Origin of the sequence: Flavobacterium sp. CSZ, assembly GCF_015350725.1 — a bacterium.
Classification (GTDB): domain Bacteria; phylum Bacteroidota; class Bacteroidia; order Flavobacteriales; family Flavobacteriaceae; genus Flavobacterium.
This window is the reverse complement of record NZ_JADKPQ010000003.1, coordinates 204,240-219,833: the sequence shown is the minus strand read 5'-3', so window position 1 is coordinate 219,833 and position 15,594 is coordinate 204,240. Positions and strand designations below refer to the sequence as shown.

Here is a 15,594-nt window from a genome sequence, read left to right as displayed (position 1 = left end):
TTTTAAACTTACAAATCAGTAAAATTAGTGGACGAAAATAAAATTAATTATGGAAACAACTGAATCTTACTTAGAAAGCGTTAAAAAGCAATTTCTATATTATAAAATGCTGGGCGAAAAAGCAATTGGGCAATTAGAACCTCATCAGCTTTTTGTTTCGGTAAATGAAGATACAAACAGTATTGCCACTATAATCAAACATATTTCGGGTAATATGTTGTCGCGCTGGACAGACTTTTTAACTTCTGATGGTGAAAAAGAATGGCGTAACCGTGACGCCGAATTCGAAAATGACCTGCAATCTAAAGAAGAAGTGCTTACTGTTTGGAACAAAGGCTGGGATTGTTTCCTAAATACCTTAAACGAATTAAAACCGGAACAGCTCTCGGATATCATTTATATCCGTAATGAAGGTCACACGGTTATCGAAGCTATAAATCGCCAACTGGCACATTATCCTTATCACGTTGGGCAAATCGTTTTTTATGCCAAACAACTAAAAAATAGCCAATGGGATAGTTTATCGATCGCGAAAAATAAATCAGGAAATTATAATGCCGAAAAGTTTGCCAAGGAAAAAGAAATCAAGAACTTTACAGATGATGAACTAAAGCGATTGAAATGATCGAATATCATGCTCAGTTAGGAGGATTTTGGTACTGGATTTTAATTAAATTCGGCAGAACAATATTATCTGATGAACAAGCTGATAAAAACAGAAGACGGAATTTATTTTTTCTCTGTTTTATAAATATCTTTTTTGCATCAATTGTAACAGTATTTCTAATTTATCCGATATATTTCTAGCCCTGATGGAAGCGAAATCCTTTTGTGGCGGGGTTCGCCACAAAAGATATAGCGAACAGCAGGAAACAGCTCCTAAAAAAACAAATTATTTAAAATGAAAAAAATAGTATTCTTACTTCCGTTACTTTCCTTAGTATCTTGTTATGATGCCGAACACAATTGCAAAGATTTTAAAAACGGAAAATTCAAATTTGAGTTTGACGTAAATGGCGTAAAAAAAACAACGATTTTTGAGCGTAAAGACGGTATCGAAATCGAAACTTTTGAAGGAAAAACAGATACCTCAACAGTACGCTGGGTAAGTGATTGCGAATATATTTTGCAAAAGAAACACCCAAAAAATATGGCTGAAGAGAAAGCAATCAATATGAAGATTTTAACGACTTCTAAAAATTCTTATACTTTTGAGTTTGGAATGGTAGGTTCTGATCAGAAACAACGCGGAACTGTTGTAAAATTGGATTAAGTAATTTAATAAAACTTTTTTAGAATGGAAGTATTTTTGAATCCTGATGCCTGGATTGCCTTATTGACACTGACTTTTCTTGAAATTGTTTTAGGAATTGATAATATTATTTTTATCTCGATTGTAACGGGTAAATTACCCGAAGAAGATCGAAAAAAAGCAACGCGAATTGGTTTGTTCTTAGCCATGTTTATGCGTATTGCTTTGCTAATGGGAATCTCGTATCTGATTGCTATGAAAGCCACCATCTTTAGTATTCACTGGGGTTGGTTTGAAGGTGATTTTACAGGTCAGGCCTTGATTTTATTTGTTGGAGGTTTGTTTTTAATTTATAAAAGTACCAAAGAGATTAGCGAAAAAGTAGACCATAAAGGCGATGAAGAAAAGAGTATTGGCACCGCAGCAAAAAAATCTTTCTCAAATGTTATTGTACAGATTTTATTGATTGATTTGATTTTTTCTGTCGATTCTATTTTAACCGCTGTTGGTATGACAAATGGTGTTCATGGCGCTTTGACAATTATGATTACTGCGGTTATTATTTCGGTTTTGGTTATGATGCTTTTTGCGGTTCCGGTTGGAAATTTCGTTAATAAAAATCCTTCTATTCAAATATTAGGGCTTTCGTTTTTAATACTAATTGGTTTTATGCTAATTACCGAAAGTATGCATTTATCGAATGCTGCGCTTGCCGGTGAACACATTGGGGCGGTTCCTAAAGGGTATTTGTATTTTGCCATTTCATTTTCGCTGGCTGTTGAATTTATCAATATGAAAGTCCGAAAGAAACAATCATAAGTCATAATTTAAAAAGTTCCATTAGTGGAACTTTTTTTATATCAGCATTTAGCAAACAGTAACTCGCTTATTACATCTTATAAAACACGAAGAATAAACAAAACTTCGTGCCTTTGTGACTTTGTGGCAAAACCAAAAAAGTTTAAGCGTGTTTCTTTTACATTTCTATTTTAAGTATTACATTAGAACCTAAATCTTACGCATGAAAAATACCATTTCGCATAGAGTTGCCGACTTTTTAAAGGGCTTTCCTCCTTTTAGCTTTTTGCACCAAAAGGATTTAGAGAAATTATCCGAACAAATTTCTATTGTTTATAAAGATAAAGATGCTGTAATTTTTGCAGAAAACGAAGAAACTCACGATTCCTTTTACGTGGTACACAAAGGCGCTGTTGCGCTTAAAAAAAGCCAAAAGAACACTGTTTTAGACATGTGCGATGAAGGAGATATTTTTGGCTTGCGTCCGCTTTTGGCGCAGGAAAATTACATTATGGAAGCCGTAGCGCATGAAGAGACGATATTATACGCCATTCCTATTGCTGTTTTTAAACCTTATGCACTTGAGAACAGAACTGTTGGTAATTTCCTGATCGAAAGCTACGCATCCAACACCCGAAATCCGTATTCAGATATCCATAAAGATAAATTGTATGGTGATGATTTACTGCACAACAATAATTCTGAAAGAGATTCCTTTGATTTACAACCTATCAAATATTCGAAAAAAATTGTTACCTGCGGACCATCAACCACTGCCAGGGATATTGCAAAAATCATGACGAAGAAAAAAGTCGGAGCCATCTTAATCGTTGATGAAATGTTGCCAATAGGGATTATTACCGATAAAGATTTGCGTAACAAGATCGTGACGGGAGATTATTCGATCCTGACGACTGCAGAAACCATAATGACCAAACCTGTTATTACCTATCCTAAAAAAATGACAGTGACAGAGGCTCAAATGGCGATGATGAAAAGTAACATCAGTTATTTATGTTTAACCAAAGACGGCACAACAAATACCAAAGCGGTTGGCATATTATCGAAACATGATGTAATGGTAGCTCTGGGAAATAATCCTGCTGTCTTAATAAAAGCGCTTAAAAGAGCTAAAAAGGCAAAGGAAATAAAACCTATCAGGGCACGAATCATGCAGTTGCTTCAGGGATATCTGGATCAGAACATTCCAATGACTCTGATTTCTAAAATTATTACAGAGCTTAATGAAGCTTGTACGACACGTGTTATCGAAATTTCATTAGAAAAAATGAGCAGTCCGCCTCCGGTAAAATTTGCCTGGCTCGCTCTGGGAAGCCAAGGACGAAGCGAACAAATGCTGCATACCGATCAGGATAATGCGATTGTATATGAAAATGTTTCCGAGGTTTTTAAAGACGAAACCAGAATCTACTTCTTAAAATTTGCCACTCTTGTTAATAAAGGTCTTTTTGAAATTGGCTATGATTATTGTCCTGCCGAAATGATGGCCTCAAACCCTAAATGGTGTATGAGTCTTGATGAATGGAAAAATCAGGTATACCACTGGATTACCAATCCGGGGAAAAATGAAGTTTTATTGTCGTTTATCTTTTTCGATTACAGCTTGACCTATGGAGATGCAGCGATTGTGGATGAATTATCAGAATCTATTTTTGAAAATGTAAAAGCAAATCCTATTTTTTATGTTCACCTGGTTAGTGGTGCATTGCAAAGTCCGTCGCCAACAGGCTTTTTTAGACAATTTCTGGTAGAACAGGACGGAGCCAATAAAGACCATTTTGATATCAAAAGAAGGGCTTTGATGCCACTTACAGATGCTGCCAGGGTTTTGATCTTATCCCATTCGGTTAAATCGATCAGCAATACAGCAGAACGTTTTGAAAAACTGGCCGAGTTAGAACCCAATAACAGAGAACTATATTTATCGTGTTCGTATTCGTTTAAAGCTTTATTAAAATTCAGAACCAAACAAGGTCTTTTACATCATGATTCCGGACAATTTATAGCATTGGAATCGTTATCTAAAATGGAAAAAATCAAGCTGAAAAGAACTTTTAAAACCATCAAAGAACTTCAGGAATTGATTTCGGTACGTTTTAATGTTTCAAATCTGGTATAACTATGAGTTTATTTAATTTTTGGAAAAAGGAAGAAGATCTCTTTGATGAAAATATTTCGATAGAAGAAACCCGATTTGTCGTTTTAGATACCGAAACTACGGGTTTTGATTATGACAATGATCGAATATTATGTATTGGTGCATTGATTTTACAAAACGGAACAATTGCTATTCAGGATAGTTTTGAGGTTTATATCCAACAGGATCATTATGATAAATCGACAGCTCAGATTCACGGTATTTTAAAAGCTTTCGTGATCCAACGTCCTACTGAATTAGAAGCTTTGCAACAATTTCTGGCTTTTTTAGGCGATTCGATTATTATTGCGCATCATGCTGTTTTTGATGTTACGATGATCAATAAAGCCTTAGAGCGAAACGGATTACCTCATTTAACTAATCAACGCTTAGATACTGCTATTTTATACAAAAAAACGCTAATCAAGTCTCATTTATTCGAGCGAAAAGATCATTATACTTTAGACGATCTGGCAGATAAATTTGATATTTCTAAAAAAGACCGTCACACCGCTTTGGGTGATGCGTATATTACAGCAATTGCTTTTTTAAAAATTGTAAAAAAACTAAAAGAGAAAAAACATATTAATTTGAATGGTTTATTTAAATAAAAAGCCTGATTTTAGAATCAGGCTTGTTTTTAGAAATTAATCTTCTATAAATAGTGGGTATGGGAATAGGTTTGAAGACTTATTTTTTAAAAGCTTCATAAAACTCTCACATAAGTAATCCCACTCAATGGCGATACCATGACTGTTATTATTGAAAATGAAGAGGTAAAATGGATCAAGGAAGAAATCATTGCAAATGTTCTGGAGAACTAAACTGATACAATTTATTATATAAAAAACGCCAAGATAAATCTTAGCGTTTTCTGTTTTTATATTAGTCTAAAACTAACCCTATTTGGCCATCATCATCTAATTCTGTTTCAACCGAATCGTCATCGTCTAATTCTGGTCTTTCAGGAACTTCTTCAACGGGTTCTTCATAAGGTAATGGATCCAATAAATTAACTTGTTTTAGCTTATCAGTTGTCAGTTGATTTCCTAATGCTTTAAAGCCTTTTACAGCAATAAAATCTTCGACATCGATATGTAAATCTTCTTTCTGAACTCCTTTTACTTTTGCAAATATCAATTGTGCTACCGGACGATAGTCTGTCGATACAATTTCTAATTGCGAATTTGGATGATCCGTTATAAAACTTTCTTCTTTTCCTTCATTTTCTACAAGGAAACGTTTAAGATAGTAACGTTCTTTTTCTCCATCATAATAAATCGCCGAAATTGGTTTTTTAGGATTAAATTTCTCCAAAACAATCATGTCTTCCTCAAAATGAGTTGACAACTCTGGAATAATGACTTTTAATTTACCTGCCTGACTAATTACTAAGATTTTATCACTTGGTTTAAACTCACCTAACAATTCACCCCTGGCATCGACATTCAAACGTTTAACCGTGTCATCAAACCAAACTTTTCTTGGCAATAAAGTAGAAATTCCTTTTTCTTTTAGCTCGATTTTTTTAATTGGATATTTTGTTACCAAATTTCCTTTTGAAGCCCTGCCTTTAATAGCGAGCTTAGCAAAATCAATATCGAATTTCAGTTTTTTGATTGTTCCCACCTGACGCAATAAAATTGTTACAACCTCAGCTTCTCCATTCGGATTATGTGAAAAATAAACAACCTGAGAACCATTCGTTCCATTTGTTAAATCGTAAGCTTTATCTCTGGTAACACCCGAAACATTAAAACGTTTTATATACGAAGGACCGGATTTACCATCACGATACATCATATTATAAATGGTACGTTTATCACTCTTATCAAAAACAGCAACATGAATAATATCTTTTCCGATAAAAGTTTTGGCATCAACTTTTGTTACCATCAATGTTCCGTCTCTTAAAAACACAATAACATCATCAATATCAGAACAATCACCTACGTACTCGTCTTTTTTAAGGCTGGTTCCAACGAAACCTTCTTCGCGGTTTACATATAATTTCGTGTTACGTAAAACCACTTTTGTAGCCTCAACGTTATCAAAAACACGAAGTTCTGTCTGACGTTCGCGGCCTTTTCCGTATTTTTCTTTTAATTTGGCGAAGTATGCAATAGCAAAATCAGTAAGATTTTCTAAATTATGCTCTACCTCTTTCATCTCGTCTTCTAACTTCGCGATAAAGTCATCTGCTTTATCAGAGTCAAAACGGGTAATACGAATCATCGGGATTTGAGTCAAACGCTGCAAATCATCATCGTTGATTTCTCTGACGAATGATTTTTTGAAAGGCTCGAATCTATCGTACAAATATTTGTAAAGAGATTCTCTATCAGAATATAATTTAAAATCAATGTACATTTCTTCACGAATGAAGATTTTTTCTAAAGTAGAAAAATGCCATTTATTTTTTAATTCCTCTAACTGAATTTCTAATTCCTGACGCAATAAATCAACCGTTCTGTGTGTCGAAATTTTCAACATTTCAGAAACTCCAATAAACAAAGGTTTATTGTCTTCAATCACACAACCTAAAGGCGCTACAGAAGTTTCACATGCCGTAAAAGCAAACAAAGCATCGATTGTTTTGTCCGGAGAAACACCCGGGAAAAGGTGAATTAAAATCTCAACATCTGCAGCTGTATTGTCTTCGATTTTCTTGATTTTGATTTTACCTTTATCATTGGCTTTCAAAATACTATCAATCAAAGTCGTTGTATTGGTCGAAAATGGGATTTGCGTAATCACCAAGGTGTTCTTGTCTAATTGCGCAATTTTAGCACGTACACGTACACGTCCGCCACGAAGTCCGTCATTATAATTGGACACATCGGCAATACCTTGTGTCATAAAATCAGGATATAATGTAAAGGCCTTACCTTTTAAAATCTTGATCGAAGCATCAATTAGTTCATTGAAGTTATGAGGCAGAACTTTAGTCGAAAGACCAACTGCAATACCTTCTGCTCCTTGCGCCAAAAGTAACGGAAACTTTACCGGAAGATTGTTGGGTTCTGCACGACGACCATCGTATGAAACTCCCCAATCGGTAATTTTTGGAGAATACAAAACCTCTAAAGCAAATTTAGATAAACGTGCCTCGATATAACGAGAAGCCGCTGCTCCATCGCCTGTTAATATATTTCCCCAGTTTCCCTGGCAGTCAATTAATAAATCTTTCTGACCAATTTGTACCATAGCATCACCAATACTCGCATCTCCGTGTGGATGATACTGCATGGTGTGACCTACAACATTGGCAACTTTATTATAACGACCGTCATCCAACTCTTTCAAAGAGTGCATAATACGACGCTGAACCGGTTTAAAACCATCTTCAATCGCCGGAACTGCACGTTCCAGAATTACGTATGAAGCATAATCCAGGAACCAGTCTTTGTACATACCCGTTACTTTGGTAATAACGTCTTCTCCTTCTTCTTCCTGATTTTCGTAAAAATGCTGTCCTTCAAAATTCTTAGCATTTACACTAATAATTTCCTCAGAATCATCTCCGTCCTGATTGTCATCAAACTGGTGTTCTTCAGAATTATTCTCGTCGTCGTTTGGAATGATGTTATCGTCTTCTTCGTCTTTCATTTTTTATGCTGAATTTATTTTCAGTATTAATAAATTTTAATTTTTTATAAACCCTTTATGTTTTAGAAAATCATATTCTTTATTTTCCTCAGTATCATCTTCATCCCCCTCACGTACAAAAAGTTTAATCCCGTATTTCCTAAATAATGTCTCCATATCAGAATAACAATATTTCTGAAATTCATCTAAATTATCAGAATTTCTTCCAGCGGCACAGGCTATACAAAACTCGCTGTAACCAATAATACGGTTTTTATGATCTCTAAATAAAATCATATGTCGAGGTTTGTAACAATCTGCAGGAGTTTTACCAGTACTGCAGGTATCAGATAGCATTAAATTCAAAAGTTCTTTTTCCTGAATTTTATTCAAAACAACTCTTTCTTGTATCATTAAGCTATCAAAAGTCAATCTGTAATTATCGACCAGCTTTTTACTAAATGGATACTTTCCATTAACTTTTATAATATCCCAAACCATTCTATTGTAATAAGATACTAATTCAATTTTAGAAAATCTCTTTAATGGAAAATCTCTTTTTTTGATTATTCTGCTTAATGAGTTTACAGCTTCAATTCTCTCAAAATCTTTTGCTTTTTCATTTTTACATGAAATAAAAAATAAGAATGCAATCAAAAATAGTATTCTCTTCATATCGCAATTTCATTTCTAATTACAAAGAATAAATTTCGCCAACACTAGTGACCAAATTCAAATTCTAAAATCCGCAACACTGTCGCGGAATTTTGTATCTTAAAAACCCCAGTCAGTGACTGAGGTTTCTATATTTATTTTAATTCTTAAACCTCAGCTTCAACAGCATCCAATTCTACCTTCAAATTTTTGATGATAAATTCTTGTCTATCCGGCGTATTTTTTCCCATATAAAATGACAATAATTGCTCAATCGAAGTGTTTTTATCCATCATAATTGGGTCAAGTCGAATCGTTTCTCCAATGAAGTTTTTGAACTCATCTGGCGAAATCTCTCCCAAACCTTTAAATCGGGTGATTTCCGGTTTTGGTTTTAATTTTTCGATCGCATCTTTTCTTTCTTCATCAGAATAACAATAGATGGTTTCTTTTTTATTTCGAACCCTGAAAAGAGGCGTTTGCAAAATATATAAATGTCCTTCCTTGATTAATTCAGGAAAGAATTGCAAAAAGAAAGTAATCAATAACAAACGAATGTGCATACCATCGACATCGGCATCGGTTGCGATTACAATATTGTTGTAACGCAATTTTTCCAATCCGTCTTCGATATCTAACGCTGCTTGCAATAAGTTGAATTCTTCGTTCTCATATACAATCTTTTTAGTCATTCCGTACGAATTCAAAGGCTTACCACGTAAACTAAATACTGCCTGAGTATTTACGTCACGTGACTTTGTAATCGATCCGGAAGCCGAATCTCCCTCGGTAATAAAAAGCGTACTTTCTAAGTTTCTTGGGTTTTTGGTATCAGGAAGATGCGCACGGCAATCTCTTAATTTTTTATTGTGAAGATTGGCTTTCTTAGCACGATCTGTAGCCAGTTTTCTAATTCCTGATAATTCTTTACGCTCACGTTCAGCCTGCAAAATTTTACGTAATAAAGCTTCTGCTGTTGGAGGATTTTTATGTAAATAATTGTCTAATTTGGTTTTAATAAAATCATTTACAAAAGTACGAACCGATACCGGCGGTGTTCCGTCATCAGACCCCATATCCATAGAACCTAATTTGGTTTTGGTCTGAGATTCAAAAACAGGTTCCATTACCTTGATGCTGATAGCACTCACTATCGATTTACGAACATCAGATGCTTCGAAGTTTTTGTTGTAAAACTCACGAATGGTTTTTACAATTGCTTCTCTGTAAGCCGCTAAATGCGTTCCTCCCTGTGTTGTATTCTGTCCGTTGACAAAAGAGTGATACTCTTCGCTATATTGCGTTTTACTGTGCGTTAAAGCAATCTCAATATCATGCTCTTTCAGGTGAATAATTGGATATTCAAGATCTTCTTCGCTGATTGTTTCTTCTAATAAATCACGAAGACCATTTTCTGATAGGTATTTTTCGCCGTTGAATATAATAGTCAAACCATTGTTTAGGTAACAATAGTTCTTCACCATTTTGATTACATATTCTAAACGGAATTTATAGTTTTTGAAGATCGATTCATCCGGAGTAAAGGTTACTTTTGTTCCTTTTCGTTTTGTTGTATCAATTACATCTTCTTCAAGAATCAGATTTCCTGCTGAAAATTCGGCAGCTTTTTGTTTATCATCACGAACAGATTCTACACGAAAAGCACTCGAAAGTGCATTCACTGCTTTTGTTCCGACACCATTTAAACCTACCGATTTCTGGAAAGCTTTAGAATCGTACTTTCCTCCGGTATTCATTTTCGAAACTACATCGACTACTTTTCCTAACGGAATTCCACGTCCGTAATCACGAACCGAAACCGTTTTATCCCTGATAGTCACCTCAATAGTTTTTCCCGACCCCATCACGAACTCATCGATACAGTTGTCTAAAACCTCTTTTAAAAGAATATAAATACCATCATCAGGTGAAGAACCATCTCCTAATTTCCCGATATACATTCCGGGACGCATACGAATATGTTCTTTCCAATCGAGTGATCGAATATTATCTTCGGTATATTGATTTTGCTCTAGCATAAAGTGAATTGGATTTTTGGCTAATGTACCATTTATAGTCAAAAAATGAAAGCGTATTTCTTTTTTGTTATGATTAATAACAGCTTTGAATTCTATTTAAATTGATTTTAAAATAATACGGCCGATAAAAATATAAAAAATCAGCTTTTAAACAAAAAAACACTATTTGATTCCTAAAACCTGCTTCGCTAAAGCAATCATTTCAGGTGTTCCCGTATTTTTATTTTTTTCATCAGAAAGTTTTACGACACCCTGCCAATGTGTATTGTCCAGCTTAACTTCCGTTAATTTTATAACCATATTCATAGGAGGCAAACCTACATCATTGGTAAAATTGGTCCCAATACCAAATGACATTTTTATTTTGTCTTTACAAAAATCGGTTATGAGTTTTACCTTGTCATAATTTAAGGAATCCGAAAAAACAATTACTTTCGATTTTGGGTCAATTCCCATTTTGGTATAATGCGAAATTACTTTTTGCGCAAACTCAATTGGGTCTCCACTATCGTGACGGACTCCATCAAAAAGTTTGGAGTATTTTTTGTCAAATTGTTCAAAGAAAACATCTGTTGTATAGGTATCTGTCAGGGCAATCCCGAGATCACCACCATAAACCTGTGTCCAATGTTCAAGGCTTATAAAATTGGCCATTTTAAAACCAAACTGGGCAGCATGAAACATAAACCATTCGTGCGCATGAGTGCCTAAAGGACGTATGTTATTGACCATTGCAAAATGCACATTACTGGTGCCGATAAAACTTTGCGAACCAAAAGTTTGTAATGTATCATTGATCAAAACATGCACATTGTAAGAATGACGACGTCGGGTACCAAATTCTAAAATCGAAACTCCTAAAGTATTATAATTATCGATTTTATCTCTGGTCAGCTTTTTTATTGCATCATCGTTTAAACGAATTAAATGATTTGACTTATAAAAAAGTTCCGAAATTAAGGCCATCAAAGGCACTTCCCATAAAATAGTACGATACCAAAATCCTTCAATCGTAACTTTTATGTCTGAGCCTTCCTGAGTAATATGGACTTCTGAGGGATCATAAGTATATCCCTGTAAAAAGTCTAAATAAGTAGGGTCCAGATAGGGACAAAATTTAGACAAATATTTCTTTTCGTCCTTAGTCAATCGCAAATCGGCCATTGCAACTACTGATTTTCGAAGTAAATCAGCAAAACCGGGAGGAAAAATATGCTTTCCTCTGTTTATAAAACCGTAACGCACTTTTGCCTTTGGAAAAAGTTTTATTACAGCATGTTGCATCGTAAATTTATAGAAATCATTATCTAGAATTGATTTCAGGAAAGTTGTCTCCATACTCATAATCACATTTTAACAGCTCGATTGACTGTTATCATTAAATCTCATATCTTTCCGGCTAAGATACGGCAATTCGCTAAAACAAGAAAATTCTTTAAAATAAACCTCTCAAATATATTTATTTCCTGATGACTTTAAAAGAAACAATACTAAAGGTATCCAGATAAATAGTAATATAATCTCCTATATTTTTGTCATAGGTGATTTGAAATTCTAAACCACCACGTTTTTCTTTAGAGTTCTGAATTTTCACGGGTTGATTCTTTTTATTTAAATAAAAAACGACATTTGATTTTGAAACGTTTTTAATTTCAATCGTAATTTTATCGCCATATTTGGCCTCAATTATCCCAGAATCCGGCGATTTAATTTTATAATCTCCTGCAATTGTTTTATTATAAATTAAAGGGGCGTTAAGAAATTCTTCTTTATTTAATTTATTGCCCAGATAAGAACCTGAATCGGGAAAATGCTTGGCAAAAAAATAGTCCTGATCTGTGTCAAAATAAATTGGATCAAAATCATTTACCATTCTGCCTTTACTGCTGTCATAATATCCCTGACCCCAGGTAACATCTATCAATCGCCACTTTTTATCAATTAAAACCGTATTCCAGGCATGATTTGAAGAAGTGTTTTTCCGGCCGATATCTGCTAATCTTGTTTTTGAATCTCCTCTAATTATTTCGGATTTTAATCCCACTAACCCAGCCAAATGCTGAAACAAGGCTGTAAAGCCTTCGCAAACTGCTTTTTGAGAATCAAACGTTTTTTGAATCAGTTTATCATTGATTTGTTTAATCTTCCTTTGTTTCTCGGCTTCTGTAGAATAGCTAAAACCCTGCGTTCTTTGTGGTTTCAAAAAAGAAGCATAATCGTATTTTACATTTAGAGCAATCCAGGTATAAATAGCCCGTGCTTTATCTCCATCAGAACTAAAATCTTCCCGAATTTTCTGGGCGAGATCTTCTGTAGAAGTAAAATGCTTGGGATATTTTACAATTGTCCTGTCAACATCACTATACTTTTGAGCGTATGAACAATGCAGGAAAAGAAAATTAAGGAAAAGAAATATAACGGTAATCTTTTTTATGGTCATCGATTAAAAACTAGACTTTATTATGTCTTTTAATTCTTTATCTAACTCTGCATTCGAGATTTTATTTTGCTCTAAATCAAAATTAGCATTAAAGGCGGGTAATGAAAATGTAGCTTTAATTTCAGCCCCATATCTTGGTAAAGCATTACGTCCTATTTCTAAAACCGAAGCACCGCCTCTTGTTCCAGGCGAAGTTGCCATTAACAGCATTGGCTTTTTCTGAAAAACATCTTTCGTAATTCGGGAAGACCAATCGAATATATTTTTAAATGCCGTAGAATAATTATTATTATTTTCTGCCAGAGAAACTACTAAAATATCTGCAGCAGTAAGTTTAGCTAAAAATGCTTTTGCAATTTCATGCTGCCCTACTTCTTTTTCGAGATCAACGCTAAATAATGGCATTGCAAAATCGTTTAAATCCAAAACTTCAACCTCGGCATTTTCGAACAAACCTGCAGCATAAGTTGCTAAATGTTTGTTGATAGAATGCTGACTGTTACTTCCTCCAAAGGCTATTATTTTCATGGTTTATCTTTTAATAATTTGTCATCTATTGGTGCTTTTTTCGATTTATCAATTTCGTAAATCTCTTTTGCTATTTCTACCGAGTACTCATTTGGGTAAATTTTTCCTCCGTAAGATTTTGCATATACTTTCGTAAATTCTGCTCCAAAATACAGAATAATTGCCGAATAATATACCCAAACTAAAATAATAATTACTGAACCGGCAGCACCATAAACAGAAGCAACAGTTGAACTGCCTAAATAAAAACCTATTGCAAATTTACCGATCATAAAAAGTACTGCTGTAACTCCTGATCCTATAAAAGCATCTTTCCATCTTATTTTCCCATCAGGTAATGTTCTGAAAATAATAGCAAAAAGAATCGTAATACTGGCAAGTACAATTATTATATTGACAACATAAAATAAATACACAGTGCTTTCCGGGAAATATATCTTTAAACGGGCACTAACTAAATCTAATGTCGTATTTACTAAAAGACTAACCAGCATTAAAAAACCTACTGATGCAATCATCGAAAATGACATTAATCTGTTTTGTATAAATTTCTTTACACCTTTATCTGGTTTTGCTCTTAATCCCCAAATAAAATTAATTGAACTTTGTATTTCGGCAAAAACTCCTGATGCCCCAATCAACAACATTATGATTCCAAAGGTGGTTGCAAAAACATTGTTTCCGGATAATTGAACATTTTTTATCGCTTCCTGAATCTGGATTGCTGCACCATTTCCTACCATGCCATTAATTTGTCCGTATAGCTGACCAGTTACAGCATCCTCGCCAAAGAAAAAACCACAAATGGTAATAATGATAATTAATAAAGGAGGTAATGCAAAAATGGTATAGTAAGATAGTGCTGCGCTAAGTTTAATAGCGTTATCATCATTAAATTCTAAAAAAGCGTTCTTTACCAGAAACCATGATTTTGAAAAGATATTTTTGATTTTCATTTTGCTGATTTTTTGAGATACTCTCAAATTTACGCAATTATCGAAAAATTGAATTCTCGCTTTTTTGGTGAATTTTACATTTTTTCCATGTCGAATTTAAGTAAAATGGCACGCGGATCAAACTGATTCGCTAAAGCGAAAACGCAGATTACACGGATTTTTTTTATTTCAATTTCTATAATAAAACCAAATCCTTTTTTTTCAGGACCTAATCCCGCACACGAGCCTGAAAGTGCAAACTGGCAAAGCAATCCCTTTCAAACGAAGTTCACTAAACTCAGAAATAAAATAAAAATTAAGTAAAGTAATCTTTTATGGCTCCAGATAGCTATTGGGACGCTGCGTCGAAATGACATAAAATAAGAAAAACTTACTCCCTACACGAGATTTACTTATAATGGCAAAAAATCCCTTTATCATAAACCGTCCATAAACTTGCTTTTTGATTGGCCGCCTTTAGAGCGCAATTCGCCCAGGTGTTGCAGGTATAAAACAAACTATAACTTCCTTTGGCTTCGTAAAAAGCATCTTTCTTCCCGTAGCTATAACCTTCAATCCATTGTGGGTGATTTGGATCCAGGAAACTTTCTGAAATAAAAGCCACTAGTTTTTGATAGTTTTCTTTTGAAACCAGAATGCGTTTACAATCTTCACCTTCTTTTAATTGTTTGAAAAATGTAGTATGCATGGCCGAAGAGCTTACTCCGAATGCTGCTTTTAGAGCTGTACTAGCTTTCAAGTGTGACCATTCGGGCGTATGCAGATAAAAACCTTTATCGCCCCAGCCAAAAGCGATATACTCCATCAAACTGTCTTTTGATTTTGTTTGACTAAACTGAATTTCTTGTCGCCAATCTTTAATGTCATTTACAATTGGAACTACAATATCTGTATGCACTCCGTTTGAGAGAATATAAATAGGCACTGCATCTTTTTCCTCTACTAGTGCAACGTCTGAATTGACTGTGATTTTAGAAATCAGATAGACTGAAATGAGGTATAAAACAAGAAAAGTAATGATTCCGAGAATGGTCCAGCCTAGAAATTTGAAAGTTGATTTTAGCATTTTGATTGGTTTGTTTTTAAATTAGTTATTGGTTAATTTTTCTCTAACCAATTTTTGAGCCAAAAAAATAATCGCACGCGGATTATGCGGATTCGCTTACGCGAAAGCGCGGATT

At 34.3% G+C, this 15,594-nt stretch carries 13 protein-coding genes; 5 read left to right on the top strand and 8 right to left on the bottom strand.

The annotated features are described in order from the left end of the window. The first annotated feature begins 49 nt into the window (after positions 1-49). The 5 genes from IRZ78_RS04940 (at position 50) to IRZ78_RS04920 (ending at position 4,819) form a co-directional block, all read left to right on the top strand. Positions 50-625, top strand: a complete 576-nt coding sequence (locus IRZ78_RS04940) for a DUF1572 family protein (RefSeq protein WP_194615461.1) — start codon at positions 50-52, stop codon at positions 623-625. A 276-nt stretch (positions 626-901) separates the two neighbouring features. Continuing rightward, positions 902-1,273, top strand: coding sequence for a DNA topoisomerase IV (locus IRZ78_RS04935; RefSeq protein ID WP_194615460.1), 372 nt, complete (start codon positions 902-904; stop codon positions 1,271-1,273). Positions 1,274-1,297: 24 nt separating this feature from the next. After that, positions 1,298-2,071 (top strand): TerC family protein, encoded by a 774-nt coding sequence (locus tag IRZ78_RS04930; RefSeq protein WP_194615459.1) that lies wholly within the window; start codon positions 1,298-1,300, stop codon positions 2,069-2,071. A gap of 202 nt (positions 2,072-2,273) precedes the next feature. After that, positions 2,274-4,190, top strand: a complete 1,917-nt coding sequence (locus tag IRZ78_RS04925; RefSeq protein ID WP_194615458.1) for a DUF294 nucleotidyltransferase-like domain-containing protein — start codon at positions 2,274-2,276, stop codon at positions 4,188-4,190. Between the two features lie 2 nt (positions 4,191-4,192). Continuing rightward, a complete protein-coding gene (locus IRZ78_RS04920) occupies positions 4,193-4,819 on the top strand; it encodes a 3'-5' exonuclease (RefSeq protein ID WP_194615457.1) in 627 nt (208 codons plus the stop codon). A gap of 274 nt (positions 4,820-5,093) precedes the next feature. On the opposite strand, the gene IRZ78_RS04915 is transcribed toward IRZ78_RS04920, so the two are convergent. The 8 genes from IRZ78_RS04915 to IRZ78_RS04880 form a co-directional block, all read right to left on the bottom strand. Further along, on the bottom strand, positions 5,094-7,817 hold the full coding sequence (locus IRZ78_RS04915) for a DNA gyrase/topoisomerase IV subunit A (RefSeq protein WP_194615456.1): 2,724 nt from the start codon (positions 7,815-7,817) through the stop codon (positions 5,094-5,096). Positions 7,818-7,853: 36 nt separating this feature from the next. Continuing rightward, a complete protein-coding gene (locus tag IRZ78_RS04910) occupies positions 7,854-8,471 on the bottom strand; it encodes a hypothetical protein (protein ID WP_194615455.1) in 618 nt (205 codons plus the stop codon). Positions 8,472-8,617: 146 nt separating this feature from the next. Further along, on the bottom strand, positions 8,618-10,489 hold the full coding sequence (locus tag IRZ78_RS04905) for a DNA topoisomerase IV subunit B (protein ID WP_194615454.1): 1,872 nt from the start codon (positions 10,487-10,489) through the stop codon (positions 8,618-8,620). A 162-nt stretch (positions 10,490-10,651) separates the two neighbouring features. Further along, positions 10,652-11,827, bottom strand: a complete 1,176-nt coding sequence (gene pncB / locus IRZ78_RS04900; RefSeq protein WP_194615597.1) for a nicotinate phosphoribosyltransferase — start codon at positions 11,825-11,827, stop codon at positions 10,652-10,654. Positions 11,828-11,948: 121 nt separating this feature from the next. Next, entirely contained in the window at positions 11,949-12,929 is a 981-nt protein-coding gene (locus tag IRZ78_RS04895; RefSeq protein ID WP_194615453.1) for a transglutaminase domain-containing protein, read from the bottom strand. A 3-nt stretch (positions 12,930-12,932) separates the two neighbouring features. Next, positions 12,933-13,457 carry an NAD(P)H-dependent oxidoreductase gene (locus tag IRZ78_RS04890; protein ID WP_194615452.1) on the bottom strand — a complete coding sequence of 175 codons (525 nt, stop codon included), beginning with the start codon at positions 13,455-13,457 and terminating at the stop codon, positions 12,933-12,935. Beyond that, positions 13,454-14,413: a YihY/virulence factor BrkB family protein gene (locus tag IRZ78_RS04885; RefSeq protein WP_194615451.1), complete on the bottom strand. Its 960-nt coding sequence runs from the start codon at positions 14,411-14,413 to the stop codon at positions 13,454-13,456. Before IRZ78_RS04885 ends, IRZ78_RS04890 begins: the two co-directional genes overlap by 4 nt. A gap of 388 nt (positions 14,414-14,801) precedes the next feature. Then, entirely contained in the window at positions 14,802-15,479 is a 678-nt protein-coding gene (locus IRZ78_RS04880) for a TIGR02117 family protein (RefSeq protein ID WP_194615450.1), read from the bottom strand. Positions 15,480-15,594: the final 115 nt, after the last annotated feature.